The following is a 25,864-nucleotide window of genomic DNA, read 5'->3' on the forward strand; positions in this document are numbered from 1 at the left end:
GGGCGGCGCGATGCCGCCCTCCACACACACACCTGCGGTGCTGCGCGTATTATCAGACGTCAATCACTTGAGATGCTACGCAATCAAGACGGAAAGATCGGCGGGCGTGCCTATACGTTTAGCGGATCAGCACTTCCTGCATGCGTCGGATCTCCGCTAGCTTCCCCTTCGCTTCGTGATAGCCACGGTCGATCGCCTCGCCGGCGCGATGAAATTCCGAAAGACCTATGTCGTTGAGCTTTGGGTGAAGAGCGAGATCTGGTGGATCGCCGGCAAGCCGGGCGCGCGAGATACGATCCTGAATGATATTGAAGGCCTGTACCATGACGCTCGTCATGCCGAGACGCGCAGAGTAGGGGCTACCGTCCTTGATGGGCGCATCCACGGCTTCCATGCCGGCGCTGTGCTTAACGACGGCCGAGCGTCCGTAGAGATCGTAGTTGAGGTTGACCGCAACGACGAGTTGCTGCTCATGGGCGCGACACACCGAAACCGGAACCGGGTTGACCAAGGCACCATCGACGAGCAGTCGGCCATTGGCGCTGATCGGCTCGAAAATGCCGGGGAGCGCATAGGACGCGCGGATGGCGGTTATAAGCGAGCCCTTCTCGATCCAGACCTCATGGCCGCTGTGAACTTCGGTGGCGACAGCAATGAAGGGGCGATCGAGTTCTTCGATGCTGAGGCCCTTCAGGTGCTCCTGCATGCGTTTGGTCAGTCGCAGGCCGCCGAACAAACCGCCGCCGCCGATCGCGAAATCGAGCAGGCCGGCGATGCGCCGCACGGTGAGAGAACGGGCGAAGGCTTCCAACTCGTCCAGTTTACCGGCGAGGTAGCAGCCGCCCACGAGCGCCCCGATCGACGTGCCGGCAATCATGCCGACCTCGATACCTTCCTCATCGAGCGCCCGCAGCACGCCGATATGCGCCCAGCCGCGCGCTGCGCCACCGCCCAGGGCAATGGCGATCTTCGGTTTCGGGGGTTGGGGAGCAGGCGCTGGAGGAGCAGTTGTGAGCGAAGATCCATCCGGGTCGGATAGGTCGGGAATCTGGTTGCTACGCGTGAATGTCCAGTTCAACATCCGGCACCTCCAACATCGCCGAATAGACTACCAAGTGCGCGCGTCTGGTAGGAGGCCCCTGCCAAGCCGGCGATGGTGCCGTCTTGTTTGAATTCATTGCTGAAAGACTGGCACCCTAACTGAGATATACCACCGTTCCCGTCGTCAATTTTGGCGGGCGCGATAAAGATTAGATACAGCCTGCAACACTTTTCGCTTCGCCGCAGTTTCGACGGTAACCGCTTCCTTGATTAATGATTAGGCGCCCGTTTGGTTGCCAAAAAATAAATATAGCACGTGGTTGAACCAAGAAAACGCAGATACTTAATTTTTGCTGTAGACCGGTGCGGGATCGAACTGCCGGTGGTTGTCCGTTATCGTCACTGTGGCTTTGCCCTCATCGAGGCTCACGGTGCGGTAGAAGCAAGAGCGGCGGCCGGTGTGGCATGTGGCCTCGTGGCCGGCCACCGAAACCTTCAGCCAAATGGCGTCCTGATCACAATCGGTTCGTATTTCCTCGACGGTCTGCAGGTTGCCCGAACTCTCGCCTTTCTTCCACAGCCCCTTGCGCGAACGGCTGTAGTAGTGCGCAACGCCGGTTTCAATGGTCAGAGCCAGTGCCTCGGCGTTCATATGCGCGACCATCAGCAGCTCGCCGTCGCGCGCATCGGTGACGACGGCGGTAACGAGCCCTTTCTCGTCGAAGCGGGGGGTAAAGGCCGGACCAGTCTCCAGTACGGCCTTGTCTTCCGAAGGGGCGTCGAAGGTGAACGTCATCGTATAAGGCTCCATAGCTACAGCGTCGCGCGTCTTATCAGACGCGCAAACGACACTGTAGCATTTTGAATTTGCAGTAGAGCTTACTTGAAGCCCCGCAGCATGGTCATGAAACGAGCCTGTTCGGCCGGATCGCTTTGGAAGCTGCCGGTAAATGTCGTCGTCAGCGTCGTCGAACCCTGCTTCTGAACGCCGCGCATCGCCATGCACATATGCTCGGCCTCGATCATGACGGCAACGCCGCGCGGCGCGAGCGTTTCGTCGATGGCCCTGGCGATCTGCGCCGTCATCGTCTCCTGGGTCTGTAGCCGGCGGGCATAGATGTCGACGACACGGGCGATCTTGGAAAGGCCGAGTACACGGCCGTTCGGCATATAGGCGACATGCGCCTTGCCGATGATCGGCACCATATGATGCTCGCAGTGGGAGAAGAACGGAATGTCCTTCACCAGCACCATGTCGTCGTAGCCCGCGACCTCCTCGAAGGTCCGTCCGAGCACATCCTCTGCCGCGAGCTCGTAGCCGCCGAACAGTTCCTTGTACGCCTTGACGACCCGCGCCGGCGTATCTTTGAGACCCTCGCGCTCCGGATCGTCGCCGGCCCAGCGTAGCAGCACGCGGACTGCTTCCTCGGCCTCCTTCTGGGTCGGTCGGCCGCTCGCATCGTCGAGCAAAGGAAAATTCTTCACTATGGCGTCCATAATGGCCCCTTTAAGCAATACGGGATTGCTGACGTTTTATCTTTCGGACAACTCGCCACTGGCCATTCGCCTAACCCTGCAGGCTTGGGTTCCGTTGGCGGGCTCCGGGGCTTTCGGGTCCTGGCTTAGCAGTGCACTGGACCGTCCGGCACGGTTTCCCAAACAACAGGCGACTTGATGTTCCCTTGCGGAACTGTCGCCCCAACACGACATAGCATATAGTATGGTGCCACATGGATGAAAGAGGCCGAATGTGCAGTGCGGTGCTTTTTTCCTGTGTACCGGAGAAAATCATGCGCCAATTACCCAAAACCGCGAAAAATGAGCCGGATCGCGTCAAATGATGGATGACATTTACAACAACAGAATTCTCGAATTCGCTGGCAACATCCCCCGCATCGGAATGTTGGCGGATGCCGACGCCGAGGCGGCGGCACATTCGAAGCTGTGCGGCTCGAAAGTAAGGATCTGGCTGAAGATGGAGGGAGACGTCGTGACCGACTTCGCCCATGACGTCAAGGCATGCGCCCTTGGGCAGGCTTCGTCCTCGATCATGGCGCGCCATGTCGTCGGCGCCAACGCCGGTGAGATCCGAAGAGCCCGAGAGGAGATGCTCTCCATGCTGAAGGCGGACGGCGAGGGCCCGTCGGGCCGCTTCGAGGACATGCGCTTCCTGAGGCCCGTTCGGGACTACAAGGCCCGCCATGCCTCCACGATGCTGACCTTCGATGCAGTGGTCGACGCCATAGGCCAGATAGAAGCAAGGCGGCTTGCCGCCGCGGTCTGAGCAATGTGCGCTGAGCCTCACCATGATCATGCCCTTCGTCCGGCGGTTCGCACCCGGGGGCGGAACTGGTCCGGCCCGTTTCGCAAGACGCCGGGGCGGCTCTTCGGCATGGCCCTCATTCGCGCCTACCAACTGACGCTGTCGAGTTTCATCGGAAACTCCTGCCGGCACCTTCCGACCTGCTCGGAATACGGCTTCGAGGCGATTGCCCGCCATGGTCTATGGGCCGGGGGCTGGATGACGTTCTTTCGCGTGGCCCGATGCGGCCCTGGGGGAACCCATGGCTTCGATCCGGTGCCGGAGGAGCTGACATCACGCCAGATCTGGTATGCACCATGGCGCTACTGGCGGCAGACGAAAGAAGGCCGGCTGCCATGACGATACCGATGGAATACCGGCAGGCCTCTGCCGATTTCGACCGGTTTATTCTGGACGTGCGCGATATTGCCGGCCTTCAGACCACCAATCAGGCCTATACCATGGTGCAGGCGGTCTTGCAGACTTTCCGCCGACGTCTCGATGTTCCCGACGCGCTGCTCTTTGCAAATGTCTTGCCGCCGGTGCTCCGCGCGCTCTTTGTCGCCGACTGGGATATGGAAGAGCCGCAGATGCCCTTCGCCGGTCGTTTTGCGATGACACGCGAGGTGCAATCGCTCCGCCCCGATCACAATCTTTCTCCGGATACCGCAATCGCTGACGTTGCGGCGGCGTTGCGTCGGAACATTGACGAACTGACGCTGGATCGCGTGCTGGCGCGACTGCCCGCAGGCGCGACCGATTTCTGGCGGGCGTGATCGGACGATGAGCTATGTGGCGTTGCTGTACAGCATTATCCTAAGCGACAGGCGGCGTGTCGTCATGACTGACCTGCGGACCATGGCGGAACGTCTTGGCTATCATGCGCCACGCACCCTCGTCGCCACGGGCAACATCGTATTCGACGCGCCCGACAAACCGCTTGCCGACATCGAGGCCGAACTGGAATCGGCGTTTGCCGTGACGTTCGGTCGCCATGTCGACATTATCGCGCGGCGCGGAGACGATTGGCGGAGGCTTGTTGCCGGCAACCCGTTTCCCGCCGAAAGCGAGGCAGATCCGACGCGTGTCCATGTTCGGGTGATGCGCTCACCGCTTCACCGCGACGTGCTCGAAATGTTCCGCGGCCATTGTTCGAGGGGTGAGCGTATGCAGATCGTCGGCGGCGACCTCTGGGTGGATTTTGGCGGAAAGGCCAGCGAATCGAAGCTGCTCGGCGTGTTGACCACCAAGCGGTTGGGCATTGGCACATTCCGCAACTGGAACACGGTGCGCGGTCTGCGCGACATGCTATCCGGCTGAACGGCCTCTCCTTTACTCGACCGTCAAAAACATTTATCAGGCGCGCGTCAATAATCGGCGGCTGCTCTCATGCAAAAGCCCGGCAACCATACCACCCGCATTCGTTGGCGGGACTGGATAGGAGATCATAATGTCGCATACCGTTTCCCTTACATTTCCTGATGGCTCCGCTCGCGAATTCGCGGCCGGCACGACCGGTCGCGATGTGGCCGAGTCGATTTCCAAGTCGCTCGCCAAGAAGGCTGTCGCAATCGCGCTCGATGGTGAGCTGCGCGACCTTTCGGACGCCGTGACCGATGGCCGCATCGAGATCATCACGCGCGAAGACAGGCGTTCGCTCGAGCTTATTCGTCACGATGCCGCCCACGTGATGGCCGAGGCGGTGCAGGAACTGTGGCCGGGAACACAGGTGACCATCGGTCCTGTCATCGATAACGGCTTTTATTACGACTTCGCGAAGAATGAGCCCTTCACGCCCGACGACCTGCCTGTCATCGAGAAGAAGATGAAGGAGATCATCGCGCGCAACAAACCCTTCACCAAAGAGATCTGGTCGCGCGAGAAGGCGAAGGAGGTCTTTGCCGCAAAGGGCGAGGACTACAAGGTCGAGCTCGTTGACGCGATTCCTGAAGGCCAGGACCTCAAGATCTACTACCAGGGCGACTGGTTCGACCTTTGCCGCGGGCCGCACATGGCTTCGACGGGCCAGATCGGCACGGCTTTCAAGCTGATGAAGGTGGCCGGCGCCTACTGGCGCGGCGACAGCAACAATCCGATGCTGACACGCATCTACGGCACCGCATGGCACACGCAGGAAGAGCTCGATCAATATCTGCACGTGCTTGCCGAAGCCGAAAAGCGCGACCATCGGCGCCTTGGCCGGGAAATGGACCTCTTTCATTTTCAGGAAGAGGGCCCCGGCGTCGTCTTCTGGCACGGCAAGGGCTGGCGCATGTTCCAGACACTGGTCGCCTATATGCGGCGCCGACTTGCCAACACCTATCAGGAAGTCAATGCACCGCAGGTGCTGGACAAATCGCTATGGGAGACCTCGGGCCACTGGGGCTGGTACCGTGACAACATGTTCAAGGTGACCGTTGCCGGTGACGAAACGGACGATGACCGCGTCTTCGCATTGAAACCCATGAACTGCCCGGGTCACATCCAGATCTTCAAGCACGGCCTGAAGTCCTACCGCGAATTGCCGGTCCGGCTCGCCGAGTTTGGCAACGTCCACCGGTACGAGCCGTCGGGCGCGCTTCATGGTCTGATGCGCGTGCGCGGCTTCACGCAGGATGATGCGCATGTCTTCTGCACGGACGAGCAGATGGCGGCCGAATGCCTGCGCATCAACGACCTGATCCTGTCGGTCTACGAGGACTTTGGCTTCAAGGAAATCGTCGTCAAGCTATCGACGCGGCCGGAAAAGCGCGTCGGCTCCGATGCGCTCTGGGATCGTGCGGAGGCCGTGATGACTGACGTGCTGAAGACGATCGAGGCGCAGTCCGAAGGCCGCATCAAGACCGGTATCCTGCCGGGCGAGGGTGCGTTCTACGGTCCGAAGTTCGAATACACTCTGAAGGATGCCATCGGCCGTGAATGGCAGTGCGGAACGACTCAGGTCGACTTCAACCTGCCGGAGCGGTTCGGTGCCTTCTACATCGACAAGGATTCGGAAAAGCGCCAGCCGGTGATGATCCACCGGGCAATTTGCGGCTCGATGGAACGTTTCCTCGGCATCCTGATCGAAAACTTCGCTGGTCACATGCCGCTCTGGATCTCGCCGTTGCAGGTCGTGGTCGCGACGATCACGTCCGAAGCCGACGACTACGGCCGCGAGGTTGCAGCGCTTCTGCGTGAGGCGGGACTTACCGTGGAAACGGACTTCCGCAACGAGAAGATCAACTACAAGGTCCGTGAGCACTCGGTGACGAAGGTGCCCGTGATCGTCGTCTGCGGCAAGCGCGAGGCAGAAGAGCGTTCGGTCAACATCCGTCGTCTCGGCTCGCAGGCGCAGACGGCGATGTCGCTCGACGAAGCGATCGCTTCGCTCTCGGCCGAAGCGATGGCGCCGGATCTCAAGCGCAAGGCGGAAAAGAAAGTCCGGGGCTAACGCCCCGGACTCCATCCTGTCAGAAAACTGTAATGTTCCGGGACTATGCGGATAACGTACGTCGCCTACAGCGCCGCGCGTCTTACCAGACGCGCAAAGGATGTTGTAGCACTTTGAAGTGCTGCATGTTTTTGTCCGTGAATCGGTTGCGATTTAAGGAAACATGCAGGACGACGGGCGGGCAAGTGTGAGCGGTTTCCGTGCAATTCAAAGAATTGTCTTACGCGAATGAGAATGACCCGCGCCTGAAGCGCTGGTTCATTCGCTCCGTCGAGGGCCTGTCCGGTCGCAACCGCTACGCCAGGCTCTATGCGCGCTGGCGCGCTGAAATCGTCGGCAGGAGCGACCGCGTCTTCGGCGACATGCTGCAATTGATCGACGTGCGCATGCGCGTCCAGGGTGAATGGCCACCGCGCCAATTGCCCGATACGCCGCTCGTCATTGTCGCCAATCATCCCTTCGGCATCGGCGATGGCATTGCCGTTCTTTCTCTGGCCGAACAACTTGGGCGCCCGTTCCGGGTGCTGATCCACACCGAACTCCTCAAGGTGCCGGAGATCGCACCCTATTCACTCCCCGTGTCCTTCGAGGAGACCAAGGAGGCGTTGGCGCTCAACATGGCGACGCGGCACGAGGCGGTGCGGCTGCTGAAGGAGCGGGTTACGATCGTCATTTTCCCCGCCGGCGGCGTTGCGACGGCGAAGAGGGGTTTCGGCAAAGCCGAGGATCTGCCGTGGAAGATGTTTCCGGCCAGGCTTATCCAGGCGACTTCGAGGGGCAGAACGGGCGGCTCTTTCATCTCGCCAGCAAGCTATCGCTGACACTCAGGCTTTCATTGCTGATCCGCGAGTTCCGACGGCTGTCGGGTACGACCATTGCCGCTCGCATCGGCGGTATCCTTCCCTGGGAAGAATTGCGCGCCCATGGCGATCGCAAGGACCTGCTTGCCCGGATCTACGATGCGGTGTTCTCGATGGCGCCGCCGCGTCGCCGTCTCCTCAAGCGAGCTGGATGACGTAACGTCAGTCGATTGCCGTAGGGACCGGCATGGCGATCGTTCGCGTCAGTCTTGCGCTTCCGCGTTCGCGGTGGTGTTGGCCGCGTCGTTCCCGTTCAGCAGCACTTCCACATCGGTGTTGATGCCCGCCTTCACGGCGAAATCGCGCTGGTAGATCTTGTCCTTGTTGCGCGCCACGGCGGTATAGCTGCCTTCGGCGAGAACGAGCGTCGGAAATGCGCCGACGCTTTCGCTGACGACGTCGCCTGAGGAGGTGAGGATCGACCAGGCCGTGTCGGCGATCGCTTCGCCGCCCGCCTCCGAGACGAGCTTCAATGTCAGTTTCGCCGCGCGGTGCTGGATCGTCGCTTCGGTCAATTTGCCGGCTTCCACCTGGATATCGGCGCGGATCACGGCATTGACCGAACCGTAGTCGGAGACCACGTGATAGGTCCCGGCATTGAGCCGGATAACGGTGTTGGGCTTGACATCGGCGATGATCAGAGCCCGCTCCCCGTCTTCCTTCACGTCGGAGGAGAAGATCGAAAAACTGAGTTCGTTCGGCGGGATGCGGACGTCGCTGCCAGAAACGGCATTGAGGGTGACGCCGCCGGCGTCGAGCACCAGCACCTGCTTGTCGAGCGGGCCTTGTTCGGGAACGCGGATCTTGCGGGTGGCGCCGGCTCGGCCGAACGCGACATTGACGAAATATTCGCCGGGAACGAGGTTGAAGGCTGTCGAGCCGCCCTCGGAGGTGGCGAGCAACGGCAGCTTGCCGTCGCTCCCGGGAATCGGGCTGAAGACCCGCCACGTCAGGCCTGATTCGACCGGCTCACCTTTCGCAGTCAGCAATGCCTCGAGCTTCACGTCCTTGACTTCACCGCCTTGGGTCGGATCGGAAATCAGCGGGTTGAAACTCGTGAGCTTCGGCATTTTGCGTGTGCCGGTAATCGACGGGAAGCTTTTGAAGGCGTCGGTCGGATCTTCTGCAAGCGCATGGCCGGCACCAGCACCGACGAGCATGATCGCCAAAACGGTACTCGGAAAAATACGATGACGGACGCGCATGAGAACAGTTGACTTCCTGACTGGGTGACTCCACTTGAGACGCCGGTATGGCATTTTCGTGGCTGTCGGTCCGGCGGCAAATTAGTGGAATTCAGGCAATATGAAAACCGAAATAAAACTTGTCGATTACCTCGCCTCCCGCAGATCCATCCCGGCCTTCCAGATGGGCCCTCCCGGGCCGAGCAAGGCGGAGGTCGAAGAGATGCTGAAACTCGCTTCGCGCGTGCCGGACCATGGCAAGCTCGCACCCTGGCGCTTCATCGTCTACCGCGGCGAGGAAAGGGCACGCATCAGCGCCGAACTGAAGAAGATGGCGCTCACCGCCAGGCCGGATCTGCCTGAGGACCTGATCAAGGTGGAGGAGATGCGGCTGACGCGCGCTCCGGTCGTTGTCGCCGTGGTCAGCAAGGCCGCACCGCACTTCAAGATCCCCGAATGGGAGCAGGTTATGTCGGCGGGCGCTGTCTGCCTCAACCTGCTGATGGCCGCGAATGCGCTCGGTTATGCCTCCAACTGGCTCACCGAGTGGTTCGCCTTCGACGAGAGGGCCTATCCGCTGCTGGGTGTCGAGCCGGACGAAAGGATCGCCGGGTTCATTCATATCGGCACGGCTACGGTGCCGCCGACCGAAAGGCCGCGGCCGGAACTCGCCGAGATCGTCACCTGGGTCGGAGAGGAAAGCTGATGTTCTACGACACGGCCGCGAACCGGCACGGCCTGCCGCACGATCCCTTCAAGGCTATCGTGTCGCCGCGGCCGATCGGCTGGATCGGTACACGGGCTACGGGCGGCTCGCACAACCTCGCGCCCTATTCTTTCTTCAACGCGATCAGCGATCGCCCGAAGCTCGTGATGTTTTCGTCGAGCACTTACAAGGATTCCGTGCGCAACATCGAGGAGACCGGCGAATTCACCGCGAGCTTTGCCAGCCGCAACCTGAGCGCCGCAGTCAATCTGACTTCTGTTGCCGCGCCGCATGGCGAAAGCGAGTTCGAAATCGCCGGTCTGACGCCGGTCGAGGGCACTCTCGTCAAGGCGCCCTTCGTCGGTGAGGCTTTCGCGGCGCTCGAATGCCGGGTGACGGAAATATTTCGGCCAAACGGTCTCGATGGCGTGGCCTCCGAAAACTACGTCGTATTCGGCGAGGTGGTGGGCATTCATATCCGCGACGAGGCGATCCGCGACGGCCGGTTTGACGCGGCGACCGTCCGTCCGCTCGCCCGCCTCGGCTACATGGATTACTGCGACGGTGGCGACGTCTTTGAAATGGTGCGGCCCAAGCGCTGAAATGATACTGCTGTCTGCCGGCAGGGTCGACTCTAACGCTGGCCGCCGACAGAGGGGCGAGGCGACAGCGGCGCCGAAGCACCCAGCAAGGCGACCTGCTGCGGCGACCGCGCGACCACGGCCGTAAAGCCGTTCCTCACACTCGTCGCGCAACATTGTTTGACGACGGCCTCGTCGCTCGCATGCTCCGGCAGCATGTCATAGGCTGTGAGGCCGGCCTCCCGAGCCCTAAGGAGGGCCGCCGCGCGACCAGCGACAATCACGGATGCCGTGTCCGCTTCATCGGACGGCTCGCTGCATCCGGCGGACACGGCAAGCAATGACGCGCTGAAGATGAGCGCCTTGAGGCGCGGCGACGCGCCTGTCAGCGCGTAAGGCGACAACACGCTTTGCGGCGTCGTTGCATATTCCGCCAGCATTGCCACGCTCCCGGCCGCGGCACCCGCGATCGCTTCGGCAACCCTCAACAGAGCATCAAGCTTCTGGACATCGGCTGGCCCGCGACATCCGGCAAGGACGATACCGTAGATCCTCGACGCAAGGACCGTCTGAAGATCCGCCTCGGTGATGTTCTCGACCGGTCCGAGCCGGGCGAGGCGGGGGGACGAGGCCGTACGGGCGATTTCTGAAGCCATATCCCGGACGCCTTTGCCACCGGTTGCGTCGACGACGATGCCCTGGACTGCATCGAGGATATCCGCTTCAGGGAACGATGCGGATGCCGGCAGATAGAGGAGCGGCTTCATGGTTTGCTGGCGGTTAACAGACATGGTGAACCAATCTTAAACCTTTGACCGCTAGGCTTCGAACATTGGGGCTGTTGGGTGTCTAGTGGGGCATAGGTGATCATACAAGCATTTCTTCGCTGGGTGGAAACGGCGAGAACGAGCGATCGCGTCCGCGCCGCAAGTGCGCTGGGCCGCGCCTATGTCGAAGCCGAGATGAACGGCATCGACCGGCACGCCGCCGAAATGGCGATGACCTTTCTGCTCGACGATCCTTCGCCAAAGGTGCGGCACGCTTTGGTGGAAGCGCTTGCGGATTTCTCGATGGTTCCGCGTGCGATTGTCATGTCGCTCGCGGAGGACCAGCCCGAGATCGCCTATGTCGCTATTTCCCGTTCGCCGGTGTTGACCGATGAGGACCTCGTTGATCTGGCGGCGCGAGGAACGGCCGAGACTCGCGCCTTGATCGCGGCGCGCAGCATCGTATCCCGCTCCGTCGCGGCGGCGATCGCCGAAATAGGCGGCGAGGACGAGGTGTTGATCCTGCTTGAGAACAAAGGCGCGATGCTGACGCGCTGGTCGCTGAACAGGATCGCGAACCGTCTTGGCCATGCGGCGGCCGTGCGTGATCGGTTACTGAGGCGCCCCGACCTGCCGAGCGAAGCGCGCCATGAGCTTGTCGAGAAGGTCGGCGCCGCACTCGCTGTTTGCGGGTTCGTCCAAGCCGCGATCGGGGAACGGCGGGTGCAGCGCGTCGCCCGAGAGGCCTGCGAAGCGGCTGCCCTCGTCATCATCGAGGCGGCGTCGCAAAAGGAGTTGCCTGAACTCGCCGCCCATCTGCGCGAGGCAGGTCGCTTGACTCCCGCTTTCCTCCTGCACGCGCTTTGCAGCGGCAGAACAGAATTCTTCTCCGCCGCCATCGTCGATCTTTCAGGTGTTGCCGAAAAACGCGTGCGTGCAATCCTTTCCGGTGGTCGCGTCCATCCGATCCGCGCCCTTTTCGAAAGCGCCGGGCTTGGTCGGGACGTGAGCGAAGCCTTCGCGGAGGCTGTGCTTCTGTGGCGAAAGGACCTGGGAGCAGCCGCAGATTGCGCACCGCAATCGGTCGCCGCTGCTCTCCTTGCGCACATTCGCCACCAGCCGAGGCCCTCGGCAGCCTTGAGTGCGATGGCCGAGCTCGTGGAACGCCTCGCCTTCGCCGAGCAGCGGCAGACAGCTCGCAACTATGCACTCCTGGCCGCCCGCCACGCAGCTTGAGCGCGACTGCGGAATAAGGCTGAAAGTGTCAGTCACCGAAACGGCGTGCGACCCAGGAATAACCATCCTCGATGTAGTGGACGGGCGCGCTGACGATCGCCTTTAGCTTTTCTCGATCCGGGACTGCGCCGCTCAGCAAGGCCAAGGCGCGCTTCGGCATGCCCGGTTTCGCTTCGATCGGCTGCGGTTGTGCTGGTGTTTGCGGCGGCAGCACGACCGTCTGCTCCGGGGCGGCGGCACTGTCCGGTTGAGGGACGGTGGATGCCATCACATCCGGTCCGGAGGTCTCGCACACGGCAACGACGACCGGATAATTATTGTTGGAGAATTTGGGCAGTTCCTGCTGGGATTCCGTATCGCAATGGGCAATCGACTGCCAGCTGCCGTTCACGGTCGAGATATAGTGGCACTGGCTGACATTGTCGTCGCAGCCGAGGATGGTCATGACGATGAGTGCGGCTTTCATGGTCTCTCCGGTCTTTGAGCGGGCTGCGGCTGCACAGTCTGGACGTTGTTATGACTGACCGATTCTTTCCGGAGTAGGGCAAAGTTATTGCGCCAGTAGAAAAAATTGTTTCTGCTTGTTACCGGTTTTGAAATCTCCGCCCCCCAGGTTTGCGCCATTTGTCGTATTGGACCGTTCGACATGCGGCGCTATCCATTGCCCGCGATACGCGAGACTTCTGTCGAGGATTTGAAATTGACCGTTGTCACCATTGCCGAGGAAAGCCCCCGCCAGCCGGCCGTCGTCCGTCTGCTCGAACTATCCGATGCCTATGCGGCGTCGCTTTACCCCGCAGAGAGCAATCACCTTGTCGATCTCTCCGCGCTGGAAAAGCCGACGGTTTCCTTTTTCGTCGCGCGGCGCGATGATGAAATCGTAGGTTGCTGCGCGCTCGTGGAAGCGGGCGACGGCACGGCGGAAATCAAGCGGATGTTCGTCGATCCCGAAGCGAGGCGCCTCAAGGTCGGCAAGCATCTCCTTGCAGCGCTTGAAGCGAAGGCGGAGACGCTCGGGATTGTCGCAATCCGGCTGGAGACGGGCATCTACCAGCCGGATGCGATCGGCCTCTACAAGGCGTTCGGCTACGCGGAACGCCCGCCGTTCGGGAGCTATCTGCCCGATCCCTTGAGCCTGTTTATGGAAAAACCGGTCCGGCAGGCAGCCTGAGCACGAAGAACTCTTTGAAACTGCGCAAGTCCAGGCGGATCTAGATGTCCAGGTTGTCGGCGAACACGGCCCGTTCCTGGATGAAGCGGAAGCGGGCGTCGGCCTTGGTTCCCATCAGATTGTCGACAGCCTCGCGCGTGCCCTCGAAATCGACGTCATCGATCTCGACCTTGAGCAGCGTCCGGTTTGCCGGATCCATGGTCGTTTCCTTGAGCTGCGCCGGCAGCATCTCGCCGAGACCCTTGAACCGGCCGACTTCAACCTTGCCGCGGCCGTTGAACTCGGTGCGCATCAGTTCCTCGCGATGTGCATCGTCGCGCGCATAAAGCGTCTTCGAGCCCTGGCTGAGGCGATAGAGCGGCGGGACCGCGAGGTAGAGGTGACCGCCGCGGATGAGCTCCGGCATCTCCTGATAGAAGAACGTGATGAGCAGCGACGCGATGTGCGCACCGTCGACGTCGGCGTCGGTCATGATGACGACGCGCTCATAACGCAGGTCCTCGTCCCGATATTTCGATCGCGTGCCGCAGCCAAGCGCTTGGATGAGATCGGCGATCTGCTGGTTGGCGCTGAGCTTTTCGCGCCCAGCGCTGGCGACGTTCAGGATCTTGCCGCGTAGCGGCAGGATCGCCTGGTTCGCGCGGTTGCGCGCCTGCTTTGCCGACCCGCCTGCCGAATCGCCCTCGACGATGAAGAGTTCGGCACCTTCCGCCGTGTTCTGCGAGCAGTCGGCGAGCTTGCCCGGCAGACGCAGCTTGCGCACCGCCGTCTTGCGGTTGACTTCCTTTTCCTTGCGCCGGCGAACACGCTCCTCGGCGCGCTCGACCACCCAGTCAAGAAGCTTGGCTGCTTCCGCCGGATTGTCGGCGAGGTAGTGATCGAATGGATCGCGTAGTGCGTTTTCAACGATGCGCTGCGCCTCGACGGTCGCTAGCTTGTCCTTCGTCTGGCCGACGAATTCCGGCTCGCGGATGAATACCGAGAGCATGCCGGCGGCCGATATCATCACGTCGTCGGTGGTGATGATCGCCGCACGCTTGTTCTGGGTCAGCTCGGCGTAGTTCTTGAGCCCCTTGGTGAGCGCAATGCGGAAACCCGCCTCATGCGTTCCGCCTTCCGGGGTCGGGATCGTGTTGCAGTAGGAGTGAACCTGCTGATCGCCGCCATACCAGGTGACAGCCCATTCAAGCGACCCGTGGCCGCCGGATTTTTCCGATTTGCCGGCGAAGATCTCGCGCGTGACGGTGAATTCCTTGCCGAGCGTCGCGGCAAGATAATCCTTAAGGCCGCCCGGGAAATGGAAGACAGCTTTGTCCGGGGTCTCCGAACCTTCCGGCAACAGCGACGGATCGCACGACCAGCGGATTTCGACGCCGCCGAAGAGATAGGCCTTGGAGCGGGCCATGCGGAAGAGCCGCGCCGGCTCGAAGTGCGCGTGCGCCCCGAAAATCTGCGGGTCCGGATGGAAACGCACTTTCGTGCCGCGACGATTGTGAATGTCGCCAAGGTCTTCGAGACCTCCCTGCGGAATACCGCGGGAGAAACGTTGGCGGTAGAGTTTGCGGTTGCGCGCGACCTCGACCTCGAGAGAGTCCGACAGTGCGTTGACGACCGAGACGCCGACACCATGCAGACCGCCCGAGGTTTCGTAGGCCTTGCCGTCGAATTTGCCGCCGGCGTGCAGCACGGTCATCACAACTTCAAGCGTCGACTTGTTGGGGAACTTCGGATGGTTTTCGACCGGGATGCCGCGTCCGTTGTCGGTCACGGTCAGGAAACCTTCGGCATCGAGGCTGACCTCGATGAAATTCGCATGTCCCGCAACCGCCTCGTCCATCGAGTTGTCGATGACTTCGGCGAAGAGATGATGCAGCGCCTTCTCATCCGTGCCGCCGATGTACATGCCGGGACGGCGCCGCACAGGCTCCAGGCCCTCGAGCACCTCGATCGCCGAGGCATCGTAGTCGCTGCCATCGCTACTCCTCGGTGTAGGGCGCGGTGCTTCGCCGCCGGTAGGCGGCGCAGGCTTGCGCGAAGGCGCATTGGCTTCCGCCGGCTTCGGCTTCGAGGGCATTGCGGAAAAGAGGTCGCTGCTGTCGTCCATGGGGTCGTTCAGATCGTTCCTGTCGTCTGGTGTCGCGAAGGCCCATAGCAAGTGCTGGGCGCTGCCGCCATCTTTGTGTCGCGCGAATCACCCGAATTTTGCCAGAGTCTTGCGCCAGGCGCGAACAAAAGGCGAATTTCGGTGTCTTAGGCAGGCAGAATACCGTAAGAGCGTCGGCAATCTGCTTCAGTGTTGCTTTGCGGAAGTGGCAATGGCAAGGCATCGACCGAACGAGGGAGCCCGTCGGCTGTTTATGTCCACAACTGTTTTTTTCGCCCGGCGCTTGATGCTCGCGCTTCTGCTCCCGAGCCTTCTTCTTGTCGGCTTCGCCGCAGAGGCGGCGGCCCTCAAGCCATACAAGGACGATCTGTTCGCCTATGGCAATGTGCTCGAAGAGGCCGATGGCGGCGATTTCCGCGTGATCGACTACCAGGAACTGCGCGACATCAACGGGCGCGACCAGATCCCGGAACGGCGGGCCAAGCGCGCCTACGTCTCCCTTGGCATCAAGAGCGCACAGGTCAACGAGACACTCGACCTTGGCAGGCGCCCGCTCGATGTCATGCGCGTCGGCCCCGAGCGCGACGCCGCATTCACAGTCATCTTCATCCACGGCCGCGGCGGTGACCGGCGTCTCGGTGCCAACGATTTTTCCTTCGGCGGCAACTTCAATCGCCTCAAGAATATCGCCGCCGCCAATGGCGGCACCTATTATGCCCCCAGCGTGCGATCCTTCGATGCCGCGGGCGTAGCTGATGTCTCGGCGCTGATACGCTTCGCCGCCGAGCGCTCCGGCGGCCGGCCGGTCGTGCTCTCCTGCGCTTCAATGGGGAGCTTCATCTGCTGGGGCGTAGCACGCGAGCAGGCAGCGGTGTCGGCTCTCGGCGGCATGATGATCATGGGCGGGGCCGCCGATCCGAGCTTTGCAGAAAGTGCCGCCTATAAGGCGAGATTGCCGATGTTTTTCAGCCACGGCAGCCGCGACAGCGTCTACCGTGCCGAGGATCAGGTCGCGCTCTATCGCTCGCTCAAGTCGAAGGATTATCCGGCACGCTTGGTGCTGTTCGAGACGGGCTCGCACGGCACGCCGGTTCGTATGACCGACTGGCGCGATGCGCTAAACTGGATCGCCGGCCGATAGGACATTCTGAAGTGGACACGCGATGAAGATGAATGAGTTGGGGCGTTCCGACCCGACAGCGCGTCGGCCGCAACGGACCGTCTCGCCGGACGATTACGAAGATCGGATCGGCTCGATCGACCCGATGGCCTACCTGCCCATGGGCCATGGTCTAAGTCTCGGCGACAGCCGCAGCAACGATCGCGGCACTCTCATTGACGGTTCGAGGCACAATCGCATTCTGGCCTTTGATCCGGGAACGGGCCAAATCTCGTGCGAGGGCGGCGTCACACTTCACGACATCCTTCTGCGCGCGATCCCGCACCGCTTCTTCCTGCCGGTCACGCCGGGCACTGCCTTCGCGACAGTCGGGGGTGCCGTCGCCAATGACGTCCACGGCAAGAACCACCATGCTCGCGGCACGTTCGGCAACCACGTCCAGCGCCTTACCTTGTTACGTTCGACCGGCGAGCGCCTGATTTGCTCGGCGGAGGAGAACGCCGAGCTTTTTGCGGCAACGATTGGTGGCATGGGGCTGACGGGCCTGATCCTCACCGTCGATCTTCGGCTGATGAAGGTGCCGTCGCCGCATATCCAGCAGCATGTGATCCGCTTCGATAATCTCGACGAATATTTCGCGCGGGTCGAGCATCTCGATGAAGAGCATGAATACTCTCTGGCCTGGATCGATCAACTCGCGACCGGGCGTCGCATGGGAAGGGGCGTGTTTCTTGCCGGCGACCACGCGGACGGATCCTGCGAGTTGCCAGACATTCCCAAGAGATTGCCGCTTTCCGTGCCATTCGCGCTGCCCTTCAGTCCCCTGAACACGATGACGATGAGGGCGGTGAACGAGTACCGGTTTCGTCGGGAAAGGCCCGCCGAGACCGTATCGACGGTGACGTGGAGTTCCTACTTCTATCCGCTGGAAGCAATCGGCTCCTGGAATCGGCTCTATGGCCCAGGGGGGCCGTGCCAGCATCAGAGTGTCTATCCTTTGGAGAATGCGCCCGAGATCACGGCGCGGCTATTGGAGACAGCGCGGCGCGCCGGGCATGCTTCGTTCCTGACGGTGCTGAGACGCTTTGGAAACATCGCCTCGCGCGGCCTTCTTTGCTTCGCACGACCCGGCTTTGCCCTGACATTGGATTTTGCCAATCGGGGTGAAGCAACATCCAAGCTCCTGGACGAGCTTGACCGCATCGTGGTGGACGCCGGAGGCGCCGTAAATCCATGCAACGATTTCCGCATGAGCCCGCAGACCTTCGCAGCATCTTTCCCCTGCTGGTCAAAGCTAGAAGTCTTGCGCGATCCGGCGATGATGTCGGATTTCTGGCGGCGCATTGCCCGCGTCAAGCGCGAATAGGAAAAGTGTGCGCGGCTTTCCGCCCGCATCCTGCGGCTGGCTTCTTAGCGCATCGGCCCGAAAATCGGAATCGATTTTCGGAAAGTACGATGCGTAGATTCAAAGACTTACAGCGTCCTTTGTGCGTCCTGAAGGACGCATGGCGCTGTAGAACCGATTGCGATGGCTCCCGGCTCCGGCGAAGCCCCCAACTTTACCAAAATGTAATCGATTGTCCGTGTCCTCGAAAGGCGGCATCTGTTAGCCTCGGATGTGCCGGAACTTCGTTGCGTGGCTCGATGCCCAACAGCGCGATCGACATGGACCGATGCACGCGGCGGCTGTCACTGGAATGGTGCAGACATGAAAGTGCTTGTCATCGAGGACGATGCCGAGACAGCGTCTTACATCAGGAACGGTCTCACCGAGGAAGGCCATTGCGTCGATGTCGTGGTCGACGGCCGAAACGGCCTGATCCAGGCGACGACGGAAGACTATGACGTCCTGATCGTCGACCGCATGCTGCCGGGGCTCGACGGCCTTTCGCTCGTGAAGGCGCTTCGGGCCACCGGGATGCCGACTCCTGTGCTCTACCTTACGTCGCTCGGCGGTGTAGATGACCGCATCAGGGGGTTCGAGGCGGGCGGCGACGACTATGTTTCCAAGCCGTTTTCCTTTGCCGAACTTTTGGCGCGCGTCAACGCGCTCGGCCGCCGCTCGCCCCTCAAGGAGGAGGAAACGGTTTTGAGGATATCGGACCTCGAGATGGACCTCATCCGCCGCGTCGTTCGTCGCGCCGGCGAAGTGATCGAACTTCAGCCGCGCGAGTTCCGGCTGCTCGAAGTGCTGATTCGCAACAAGGGCAAGGTGCTCACCCGGACGATGCTGCTGGAGCGCGTCTGGGACTTCCATTTCGATCCCAAGACCAGCGTTGTCGAGACGCATATTTCGCGCCTGCGGGCAAAGATCGACAAGCCGTTTCAGAAGGAATTGATCCACACCGTGCGGAGCGCAGGCTACAGCATTGACGACCACATCTGAACTGTTCAGCCGCACCGCAGCCCGCCTGTCGGTGATCTTCGCTCTGCTGATCGGATCGACGGTGCTCGCGGGGGTGTCCATCATCTATTGGCAGTTGAGCTCAGGGCTCGAGGAGCGGATCAAGCTGAGGGTTATCGAAAATCGCGATGCACTCTCGGCGATCGACAGCAATGACGGCTTCGCGGAGGTTGCCGAGGTCGTCAAGCGGGAGGCAGCTTCGCGGCGCACGATGGGCACCATATTGCTGCTCGTCGATAGGGCGGGGCGCCCCGTGGCGGGGAATGTCAGCGGAATCCCGGCCTTTCGCGACTGGCGGATCCTCAAGGAGACCGAATTGGAACGCGTCAGCGGTCCAAGCAACCCGGAGGACTCCTACTACGCGCTCTGGACGCCCCTCTCACAGGGCACGGTCCTTGTCGGCGACAGTGACAAGGAACTGCGGGTGGTTCAGTCGACGCTGCTCGGCGGACTGCTCTGGGAACTCGCAGCACTGGTCATCCTGGCCACGGCATCGGGCGTGTTGGTCGCAAGACGCGCGCAAATGCAGATCGATGCGATCTCCGGCGCGCTCACCGCGGTTGCGAATGGCCGGCTCGGGCAAAGGGTCGCACGGCGATACTCGGGGGACGACCTCGATCGTGTCGCCGAGCAGATCAACGGCACGCTCGACCACCTGCAGCGCCTCATCGAGCGCGTCGACCAGTCCTCGACTGACATCGCACACGATCTCAAGCGGCCCATCGGCAGGCTTCGGCAGAGACTCGACATTGCCCTGAGAACGGCCACTGACGCCTCTGCGTTCCGTCGCGAGATCGGCGCCTCCCTCGAGGAGCTTGACGTCATCGTCGAAACCTTCGAGGCGCTTCTGCGTATCGCCCAGATAGAGGCGGGAGCGCGACGCGAGCGCTTCCATGCGGTCGACCTCGGAAGCCTGGTGACGGACGTCGCCGACATCTATCGGCCGGTCGTGGAGGATGCCGGCGACGTGCTTGCCGTCGATGTGTCAGGCTACGACGGCCCGCCCGCCAACGGGGACAGCGAGCTGCTCATCCAGCTTGTCGTCAATCTCATCGAGAATGCGATTCGCCATTGTCCGGTGGGTACAGTGATCCGCCTCGCGCTGGAAGGCGGTCAGGGAGGTCCGCGGATCGTTGTCGCCGACAACGGTCCAGGCATTCCTGCAAGTGAGCGCGAGAAGGTGTTTCATCGCCTTTACCGGCTCGAGAAGTCGCGTTCGACGCCGGGCAGCGGATTGGGTCTCAGCCTCGTGGCAGCCATAGCGGATCTGCATGGCGCCAAGGTTACCCTCGCGGACAACTGCCCGGGACTCGTCGTCAAGATCGATTTCCCTCGCCCGAGCATGGCGCGCAGCGGTTGAGCCGCGGGACGCGGATCGAAGACCATGCACATTTTTCTTCGCCCCGCTCTGCCTTTGCCGACTCCAACATCCTTACGAATCCGTAAGCGGGGGGCCAACGTCCGACAATGTGCGGCGGGCGATAATTCGAGCGATTGGGGGCCCTGTTGCGGTCCCCGTCGAGAAGAGCAATGGAGAATTACCATGATGATCAAACGCGCCATTCCCGCCGTGCTGGTCGCTGCGATGCTCGCGGCCCCGGCCTTCGCCGCAACAATGACTGGCACGATCAAGACGATCGACCCGGCCAAGAACGATATCGTTCTTCAGAGCGGTGAGACATTCACGCTGCCTGCCAAGTTCGACCTCAAGAAGCTCAAGGTCGGCGAAAAGGTGAGCGTCACCTACCTGAAGCACGGCGGTTCGATGAACGCTTCCAAGGTCGTAGCCGCGAAGTAAGCGCCGGTATTGAGATGGGCAACTGCTGATCTATCCAGAGGAGCAGGAAACATGAGCGCCGTTGTGAAATCGACCGTGCTGGCGGTCTTCATCGGGCTTGGCGCCAGCGCGGCTTGCGCCGCAACCGTGTCGGGCACGATCGAGCACGTCTATCCACGCCATCACACCATCATGCTGAAAGATCACCTCTTTCGGATGAGCACACGGGCCTTCGATTCGGCTCGCCTGCGTCGGGGCGAGGCTGTGCGTGTCACCTATCATTGGAGGCACGGACACCGCTGGGCGACGGAGATCAGGTCAGTCTGACCGGCCAGCCGCCTCCGGTGCGGCTACGCATTCCCGCTCTGATTTGAGAGCGGCCGCACCGGTTCCGCTTGGCCGGGAACGTCTCGGTGTCCGTTGCCGCTCGTACGACACGCGGAAATCGATGCCGTCAATCCGCGAGCGCTCGCGGATTGACGGTACGGTCAACGCTTCTGCCCTCTTATGTTCATGTCGAACTCGACCACGTTGGAGTAGATCGGTGTTCCGACGTCCATGCCGTAGGGTGCGCGGCGGATGCTTCCGCGGATGGTGAAAGCGATCGAGCGCTTGTTCCAGTCGGTGAGCGTCACCTCAAAGCGCTCCTTGCGGGCCTTGCCGCGCGCCGTCAGCGTACCCACTACGGTTGCCGAACCGGCTCCGGTTTGTGTGACGCTGGTGGATCGGAAGGTAACCGTCTGATAGTTGGCCGTATCGAAGACGGCGCTTGAGCGCAGGAAGTCCTCGATCCGCCGCTCGCTGGACCTTACGCTCTCTGGATAGAGGGTGAATTCGACCGAGGACCGCTCGATGTTGCCGCCATCTATCCGGAAGCCGCCGGAGAACTTCGCGAATTTGCCGGCAATACCGCCGCCGCCTCCGGTCTGCGGGACGCTGAATTGGACGGTCGACGAACTGGCGATGCGGTAGCTGCCGGCCGCGTCGGCAAGCGCTGGGGCGGCCGCAGCAGCAGCCGGCGTCGTTGCCATGGCGAGAAGCGCGAACGACCATATCGCTTTAAAAATGGGCCTGCGGGGAGTCATCATGGATCACTTCCTCTCGACGACAGTGTCGTCGTTTTCCTGAGTGTTGAACGTCTTGGCATCGCTTCGGCGTGTGCCGGGGCGAAGCATGCGGACGAGGACTTCGTCTCGCCGCAGAAGATGATGGTAGAGCGCCGCCGCCGCGTGCCCCGCGACCAGCCCAAGCGTGACATAGGCGAGCAGCGCGTGGGCGAAGGTCCAGAACGCCTCCGAAGCTTCCGATTGCCGGAGCGGCAGATGCGGAATGATGATCAAATTGAAATAGAAGCTTGGGATATTCAGCGTCGAAGTCGACGCGACGGCCCAGCCGGCAAGCGCCACGATCAGCGCGAGAACGATCAGCGCCCGATGCATGATCTGGGCCGCCGTATGCTCCAGCGGGCCGAGGCCTGGAGGGGGAGTTGGAGTGCGTTCGATGAACCACCACACGGCCCGAAGGACCGCCAGCCCCAGCAACGTGAAGCCGAAGGACTTGTGCCACTGATAGAGGGAGAACTGCAAAGCCGGATCGATCTCGGTGCGCCGCATGACGAAGCCGAGAAGGAGGAGGCCCAGGATCAGCACCGCAATCGCCCAGTGGAGGACGATCGTCACCGCTCCAAATCCGCTCTCGCTGTTGCGCAGCATAGGACTCTCCGGATGAAGGAAGCCAATTGCTCTTCGGCACCGTACAGTCACCCCTATGAGACGCCCAAAGCTTGGCTTTTATTCGCTCCGTGGTTCCACGAACGGACACCACGGCGGTGGCAAGAACCGGATTATTCCGTGGCAGGTGCTTTTTTTTGCCCGGGCGATTTGCTAGGCCGCTTGCCGAAGAAATAGAACCGACACGGAGGAATTTCATGACGCCCGACATCCGCCCGCTCGTTGCCGGAAACTGGAAGATGAACGGAACACGCGCCTCGCTCGACCAGATCAAGGCGATGGCGGAGGGCGTCAAGGGCAGTCTGTCCGAGAAGGTAGAAACGCTGATCTGCCCGCCTGCAACGCTGCTCTACGTCGCCACCGCACTTTGTGACGACAGCCCGCTGATGATCGGAGCGCAGGACTGCCACCAGAAACAATCCGGCGCCCACACGGGCGACATATCCGCTGAGATGATCGCCGACTGCTTCGGCACCCACGTCATCGTCGGCCATTCCGAACGCCGCACCGATCATGCCGAGAGCGACGTGCTGGTGCGCGCCAAGACCGAAGCCGCTCATGCGGCCGGGCTCGTCGCCATCGTCTGCATCGGAGAAACCGGCGAGGAGCGCAAGGGCGGCAAGGCGCTCGACGTCCTGAAGCGCCAGCTCGCGGAAAGCCTGCCGGATGGCGCGACCGCGGAGAATACGGTCATCGCCTACGAGCCCGTTTGGGCGATCGGCACCGGCCTGACGCCGACGGTGTCCGATGTCGAGGAAGCGCATGCATTCATGCGCAGCGAGCTGGTCTCGCGCTTCGCAGATGCAGGCGGCGGGATGCGCATCCTCTACGGTGGTTCGGTCAAGCCAGGCAACGCCAAGGAGCTGATGGGGGTTGCCAATGTGGACGGTGCCCTGATCGGCGGCGCGAGCTTGAAAGCGGACGATTTCCTCGCCATCTACAGTGCATATGAAGAATTGACAGCCTGATTGCTCTGCCGCGCGGGCAGGGGCTTGGAATAGCTGGCGGCTTGGTATAAAGAGGCGCCAAATTTGCGCCCGGCCGTGCCGTGTTTCGCGCCGGGTTTGATTCGTGTGCCCAAGAGGGCAGGACTGGAAGCTGATGCAGACCGTACTACTCGTCATCTATCTCATGGTCGTCGTCGCCCTGATCGGCGTCGTCCTCATTCAGCGTTCCGAAGGCGGCGGTCTCGGCATTGGCGGCGGTTCGGGCTTCATGTCCGCCCGCGGTACGGCCAACGTGCTGACCCGCACGACTGCCGTTCTTGCCTTCCTCTTCTTCGGCCTGGCGCTGGCAATGGGCATTCTCTCCCGTTACGAGCCGCAGGCGACCGACATTCTCGACCGGATCCCGGGCACGAGCTCGAGCGGCGGCGGCGTCCTCGATTCGCTCGGCGGCGGTCAGCAGACACCTCCGGCTGGCGGAAACGCGCAACAGCCGGCTAACGGCAACGCGCCGGCCAATGGCGCAGCCCCCACGGGCCAAGCCCCCGCCGGTGCCGCACCGGCGCCCCAGGCGCCTGCAAACGGAGCCAACGGCAATTCGGAATCGCAGGTTCCGAGCGGCCAGTAAGGTCGCAAGTCAGAAGAACCCACCGGCGGATGCTTCATCCGCCGGTTTTGTTTTGTGTGAAATCTGTCCCCTCCCAAGACGAAAAATTCCTGAAAGCGAATTTTTCGGTGGCGGAATCGTTTGTGAAAAGGTATCCGGTGACTCCCATGGCGCGATATGTATTCATCACTGGCGGCGTGGTTTCCTCCCTCGGAAAAGGCATCGCTGCAGCCGCTCTTGGAGCGCTGCTGCAGGCGCGTGGCTACCGGGTGAGACTGCGTAAGCTCGACCCCTACCTCAATGTCGATCCGGGCACGATGAGCCCGACCCAGCACGGTGAGGTTTTCGTTACCGACGACGGGGCGGAGACCGATCTCGATCTCGGTCACTACGAGCGCTTCACGGGGCGTTCTGCGACGAAGACCGACAACATCACCACCGGCCGCATCTACAAGAACATCATCGACAAGGAACGGCGCGGCGACTATCTCGGCGCGACAGTCCAGGTGATCCCGCACGTCACCAATGAAATCAAGAATTTCGTCACCGATGGCAATGACGATTACGACTTCGTCATCTGCGAGATCGGCGGTACCGTCGGCGACATCGAAGCAATGCCCTTCATGGAGGCGATCCGCCAGCTCGGCAACGACCTGCCGCGCGGCACCGCTGTCTATGTCCATCTCACGCTGATGCCCTATATCCCGGCGGCCGGCGAACTCAAGACCAAACCGACTCAGCATTCGGTCAAGGAACTGCAGGCACTCGGCATCCATCCCGATATCCTGCTCGTTCGCGCCGATCGCGAGATCCCGGAAGCCGAGCGTCGCAAGCTGTCGCTCTTCTGCAACGTTCGTCAGTCCGCCGTCATTCAGGCGCTCGATGTCGCCTCGATCTACGACGTGCCGATCGCCTATCACAAGGAAGGCCTCGACAACGAGGTTCTCGCCGCATTTGGTATCGAGCCGGCGCCGAAGCCGCGTATGGAGGCCTGGGAAGACGTTGCCCACCGTATCCGCACGCCGGAAGGCGAGGTGACGATTGCCATTGTCGGCAAGTATACCGGCCTCAAGGACGCCTATAAGTCGCTGATCGAAGCGCTCTACCACGGTGGCATCGCCAACCGCGTCAAGGTCAAGCTCGAATGGATCGAGTCGGAAATCTTCGAGAAGGAAGATCCGGCACCCTATCTCGAAAAAGTCCACGGCATCCTCGTCCCCGGCGGTTTCGGCGAACGCGGCTCCGAGGGCAAGATCAACGCCGCCCGCTTTGCGCGGGAGCGGAAGGTTCCCTATTTCGGCATCTGCTTCGGTATGCAGATGGCGGTGGTGGAGGCTGCCCGCAACCTCGCCGGCATCGAAAAGGCCTCTTCGACCGAATTCGGTCCGACCAAGGAGCCGGTCGTCGGCTTGATGACCGAATGGATCAAGGGCAACGACCTTGAGAAGCGCTCGGCCTCGGGTGATCTCGGCGGCACCATGCGGCTCGGCGCCTATCGGGCGGCCCTCAAGCAGAACACCAAGATCGCCGACATCTACGGATCGACGGATATCTCCGAACGGCATCGCCACCGTTACGAAGTCAATGTCGACTACAAGGAGCGACTGGAATCCTGCGGCCTTGTTTTTTCCGGCATGTCGCCGGACGGGGTCCTGCCCGAGACGGTCGAATACCAAGACCATCCCTGGTTTATCGGCGTTCAGTACCACCCGGAACTGAAGTCGCGGCCGCTCGATCCGCACCCGCTGTTTGCGAGCTTCGTCGAGGCCGCGCTGGAACAGTCGCGCCTCGTCTGACGCCGCGACCCTGGTCGGTTCTTTGCGGCCGGTCCTTGAGGACCGGCCGTTTCCGTTTTCGGTATGGCCCGGCGCCTACCGAACGGCCGTGCTTGCAATCG

General features: G+C 61.7%; 27 protein-coding genes and 1 pseudogene. 19 read left to right on the forward strand and 9 right to left on the reverse strand.

The annotated features are described in order from the left end of the window. Positions 1-118: 118 nt before the first annotated feature. From FKV68_RS07520 to folE, 3 genes are all read right to left on the reverse strand, one after another. On the reverse strand, positions 119-1,081 hold the full coding sequence (locus tag FKV68_RS07520) for a patatin-like phospholipase family protein (protein WP_180940888.1): 963 nt from the start codon (positions 1,079-1,081) through the stop codon (positions 119-121). Positions 1,082-1,384: 303 nt separating this feature from the next. Then, entirely contained in the window at positions 1,385-1,837 is a 453-nt protein-coding gene (gene hisI / locus FKV68_RS07525; RefSeq protein ID WP_180940889.1) for a phosphoribosyl-AMP cyclohydrolase, read from the reverse strand. Positions 1,838-1,920: 83 nt separating this feature from the next. Beyond that, positions 1,921-2,538, reverse strand: a complete 618-nt coding sequence (gene folE, locus FKV68_RS07530) for a GTP cyclohydrolase I FolE (protein WP_180940890.1) — start codon at positions 2,536-2,538, stop codon at positions 1,921-1,923. A 340-nt stretch (positions 2,539-2,878) separates the two neighbouring features. Between folE and FKV68_RS07535 the strand changes: the two genes are divergently transcribed. The 6 genes and pseudogenes from FKV68_RS07535 to FKV68_RS07560 all read left to right on the forward strand — a co-directional run bounded on the left by FKV68_RS07535 (position 2,879) and on the right by FKV68_RS07560 (position 7,791). Next, on the forward strand, positions 2,879-3,325 hold the full coding sequence (locus FKV68_RS07535; protein ID WP_180940891.1) for an iron-sulfur cluster assembly scaffold protein: 447 nt from the start codon (positions 2,879-2,881) through the stop codon (positions 3,323-3,325). A 3-nt stretch (positions 3,326-3,328) separates the two neighbouring features. After that, positions 3,329-3,703 carry a membrane protein insertion efficiency factor YidD gene (gene yidD, locus FKV68_RS07540; protein WP_180940892.1) on the forward strand — a complete coding sequence of 125 codons (375 nt, stop codon included), beginning with the start codon at positions 3,329-3,331 and terminating at the stop codon, positions 3,701-3,703. Beyond that, positions 3,700-4,119, forward strand: a complete 420-nt coding sequence (locus FKV68_RS07545; RefSeq protein WP_180940893.1) for a DUF2267 domain-containing protein — start codon at positions 3,700-3,702, stop codon at positions 4,117-4,119. The genes yidD and FKV68_RS07545 overlap by 4 nt, the downstream gene beginning before the upstream one ends. A gap of 7 nt (positions 4,120-4,126) precedes the next feature. Next, entirely contained in the window at positions 4,127-4,663 is a 537-nt protein-coding gene (locus tag FKV68_RS07550; RefSeq protein WP_180940894.1) for a DUF1697 domain-containing protein, read from the forward strand. A gap of 130 nt (positions 4,664-4,793) precedes the next feature. Continuing rightward, positions 4,794-6,776: a threonine--tRNA ligase gene (gene thrS, locus FKV68_RS07555; protein WP_180940895.1), complete on the forward strand. Its 1,983-nt coding sequence runs from the start codon at positions 4,794-4,796 to the stop codon at positions 6,774-6,776. Positions 6,777-6,976: 200 nt separating this feature from the next. After that, positions 6,977-7,791 (forward strand): annotated as a pseudogene (locus tag FKV68_RS07560) (lysophospholipid acyltransferase family protein). Between the two features lie 48 nt (positions 7,792-7,839). Here FKV68_RS07560 and FKV68_RS07565 read toward each other — a convergent pair. Beyond that, on the reverse strand, positions 7,840-8,841 hold the full coding sequence (locus FKV68_RS07565; protein ID WP_180940896.1) for a hypothetical protein: 1,002 nt from the start codon (positions 8,839-8,841) through the stop codon (positions 7,840-7,842). Positions 8,842-8,941: 100 nt separating this feature from the next. Between FKV68_RS07565 and FKV68_RS07570 the strand changes: the two genes are divergently transcribed. After that, a complete protein-coding gene (locus FKV68_RS07570; RefSeq protein WP_180940897.1) occupies positions 8,942-9,526 on the forward strand; it encodes a nitroreductase family protein in 585 nt (194 codons plus the stop codon). Beyond that, positions 9,526-10,128: a flavin reductase family protein gene (locus tag FKV68_RS07575; protein ID WP_180940898.1), complete on the forward strand. Its 603-nt coding sequence runs from the start codon at positions 9,526-9,528 to the stop codon at positions 10,126-10,128. Before FKV68_RS07570 ends, FKV68_RS07575 begins: the two co-directional genes overlap by 1 nt. 32 nt (positions 10,129-10,160) lie before the next feature. On the opposite strand, the gene FKV68_RS07580 is transcribed toward FKV68_RS07575, so the two are convergent. Further along, positions 10,161-10,898: an aldolase/citrate lyase family protein gene (locus FKV68_RS07580; protein WP_180940899.1), complete on the reverse strand. Its 738-nt coding sequence runs from the start codon at positions 10,896-10,898 to the stop codon at positions 10,161-10,163. 72 nt (positions 10,899-10,970) lie between these two features. On the opposite strand from FKV68_RS07580, the gene FKV68_RS07585 reads away from it, so the two are divergent. Beyond that, complete coding sequence (locus FKV68_RS07585; protein WP_180940900.1) at positions 10,971-12,110, forward strand: DUF2336 domain-containing protein; 1,140 nt, start codon at positions 10,971-10,973, stop codon at positions 12,108-12,110. A 28-nt stretch (positions 12,111-12,138) separates the two neighbouring features. On the opposite strand, the gene FKV68_RS07590 is transcribed toward FKV68_RS07585, so the two are convergent. Continuing rightward, positions 12,139-12,576 carry a hypothetical protein gene (locus tag FKV68_RS07590; RefSeq protein WP_180940901.1) on the reverse strand — a complete coding sequence of 146 codons (438 nt, stop codon included), beginning with the start codon at positions 12,574-12,576 and terminating at the stop codon, positions 12,139-12,141. 234 nt (positions 12,577-12,810) lie between these two features. On the opposite strand from FKV68_RS07590, the gene FKV68_RS07595 reads away from it, so the two are divergent. Then, entirely contained in the window at positions 12,811-13,281 is a 471-nt protein-coding gene (locus FKV68_RS07595) for a GNAT family N-acetyltransferase (RefSeq protein WP_180940902.1), read from the forward strand. Between the two features lie 40 nt (positions 13,282-13,321). Here FKV68_RS07595 and parE read toward each other — a convergent pair whose 3' ends face one another. Beyond that, complete coding sequence (gene parE, locus FKV68_RS07600) at positions 13,322-15,385, reverse strand: DNA topoisomerase IV subunit B (protein ID WP_180940903.1); 2,064 nt, start codon at positions 15,383-15,385, stop codon at positions 13,322-13,324. 211 nt (positions 15,386-15,596) lie between these two features. Between parE and FKV68_RS07605 the strand changes: the two genes are divergently transcribed. From FKV68_RS07605 to FKV68_RS07630, 6 genes are all read left to right on the forward strand, one after another. Then, positions 15,597-16,526 carry an alpha/beta fold hydrolase gene (locus FKV68_RS07605; RefSeq protein ID WP_180940904.1) on the forward strand — a complete coding sequence of 310 codons (930 nt, stop codon included), beginning with the start codon at positions 15,597-15,599 and terminating at the stop codon, positions 16,524-16,526. 22 nt (positions 16,527-16,548) lie between these two features. Next, complete coding sequence (locus FKV68_RS07610; protein WP_180940905.1) at positions 16,549-17,871, forward strand: FAD-binding oxidoreductase; 1,323 nt, start codon at positions 16,549-16,551, stop codon at positions 17,869-17,871. 342 nt (positions 17,872-18,213) lie between these two features. Beyond that, entirely contained in the window at positions 18,214-18,891 is a 678-nt protein-coding gene (locus FKV68_RS07615; RefSeq protein ID WP_180940906.1) for a winged helix-turn-helix domain-containing protein, read from the forward strand. Further along, positions 18,875-20,269 (forward strand): sensor histidine kinase, encoded by a 1,395-nt coding sequence (locus FKV68_RS07620; protein ID WP_245181841.1) that lies wholly within the window; start codon positions 18,875-18,877, stop codon positions 20,267-20,269. The genes FKV68_RS07615 and FKV68_RS07620 overlap by 17 nt, the downstream gene beginning before the upstream one ends. Before the next feature lie 183 nt (positions 20,270-20,452). Beyond that, positions 20,453-20,707 carry a DUF1344 domain-containing protein gene (locus tag FKV68_RS07625; RefSeq protein WP_245181842.1) on the forward strand — a complete coding sequence of 85 codons (255 nt, stop codon included), beginning with the start codon at positions 20,453-20,455 and terminating at the stop codon, positions 20,705-20,707. A gap of 51 nt (positions 20,708-20,758) precedes the next feature. Beyond that, the gene (locus tag FKV68_RS07630) at positions 20,759-21,013 is read left to right on the forward strand and encodes a hypothetical protein (protein WP_180940907.1); all 255 of its coding nucleotides are present in this window, start codon (positions 20,759-20,761) and stop codon (positions 21,011-21,013) included. Between the two features lie 161 nt (positions 21,014-21,174). Here FKV68_RS07630 and FKV68_RS07635 read toward each other — a convergent pair whose 3' ends face one another. Both FKV68_RS07635 and FKV68_RS07640 read right to left on the reverse strand, forming a co-directional pair. Continuing rightward, the gene (locus tag FKV68_RS07635; RefSeq protein WP_180940908.1) at positions 21,175-21,774 is read right to left on the reverse strand and encodes a YceI family protein; all 600 of its coding nucleotides are present in this window, start codon (positions 21,772-21,774) and stop codon (positions 21,175-21,177) included. A 3-nt stretch (positions 21,775-21,777) separates the two neighbouring features. After that, entirely contained in the window at positions 21,778-22,398 is a 621-nt protein-coding gene (locus FKV68_RS07640) for a cytochrome b (protein WP_180940909.1), read from the reverse strand. 215 nt (positions 22,399-22,613) lie between these two features. On the opposite strand from FKV68_RS07640, the gene tpiA reads away from it, so the two are divergent. The 3 genes from tpiA (at position 22,614) to pyrG (ending at position 25,763) form a co-directional block, all read left to right on the forward strand. After that, positions 22,614-23,384 carry a triose-phosphate isomerase gene (tpiA, locus tag FKV68_RS07645; protein WP_180940910.1) on the forward strand — a complete coding sequence of 257 codons (771 nt, stop codon included), beginning with the start codon at positions 22,614-22,616 and terminating at the stop codon, positions 23,382-23,384. Between the two features lie 133 nt (positions 23,385-23,517). Next, a complete protein-coding gene (gene secG, locus FKV68_RS07650; RefSeq protein WP_180940911.1) occupies positions 23,518-23,988 on the forward strand; it encodes a preprotein translocase subunit SecG in 471 nt (156 codons plus the stop codon). A gap of 137 nt (positions 23,989-24,125) precedes the next feature. Continuing rightward, entirely contained in the window at positions 24,126-25,763 is a 1,638-nt protein-coding gene (pyrG, locus tag FKV68_RS07655) for a CTP synthase (protein WP_269808449.1), read from the forward strand. Positions 25,764-25,864 lie beyond the last annotated feature (101 nt).

The sequence above is a fragment of the Sinorhizobium mexicanum genome, from assembly GCF_013488225.1.
In the GTDB taxonomy this organism is placed as follows: Bacteria; Pseudomonadota; Alphaproteobacteria; order Rhizobiales; family Rhizobiaceae; genus Sinorhizobium; species Sinorhizobium mexicanum.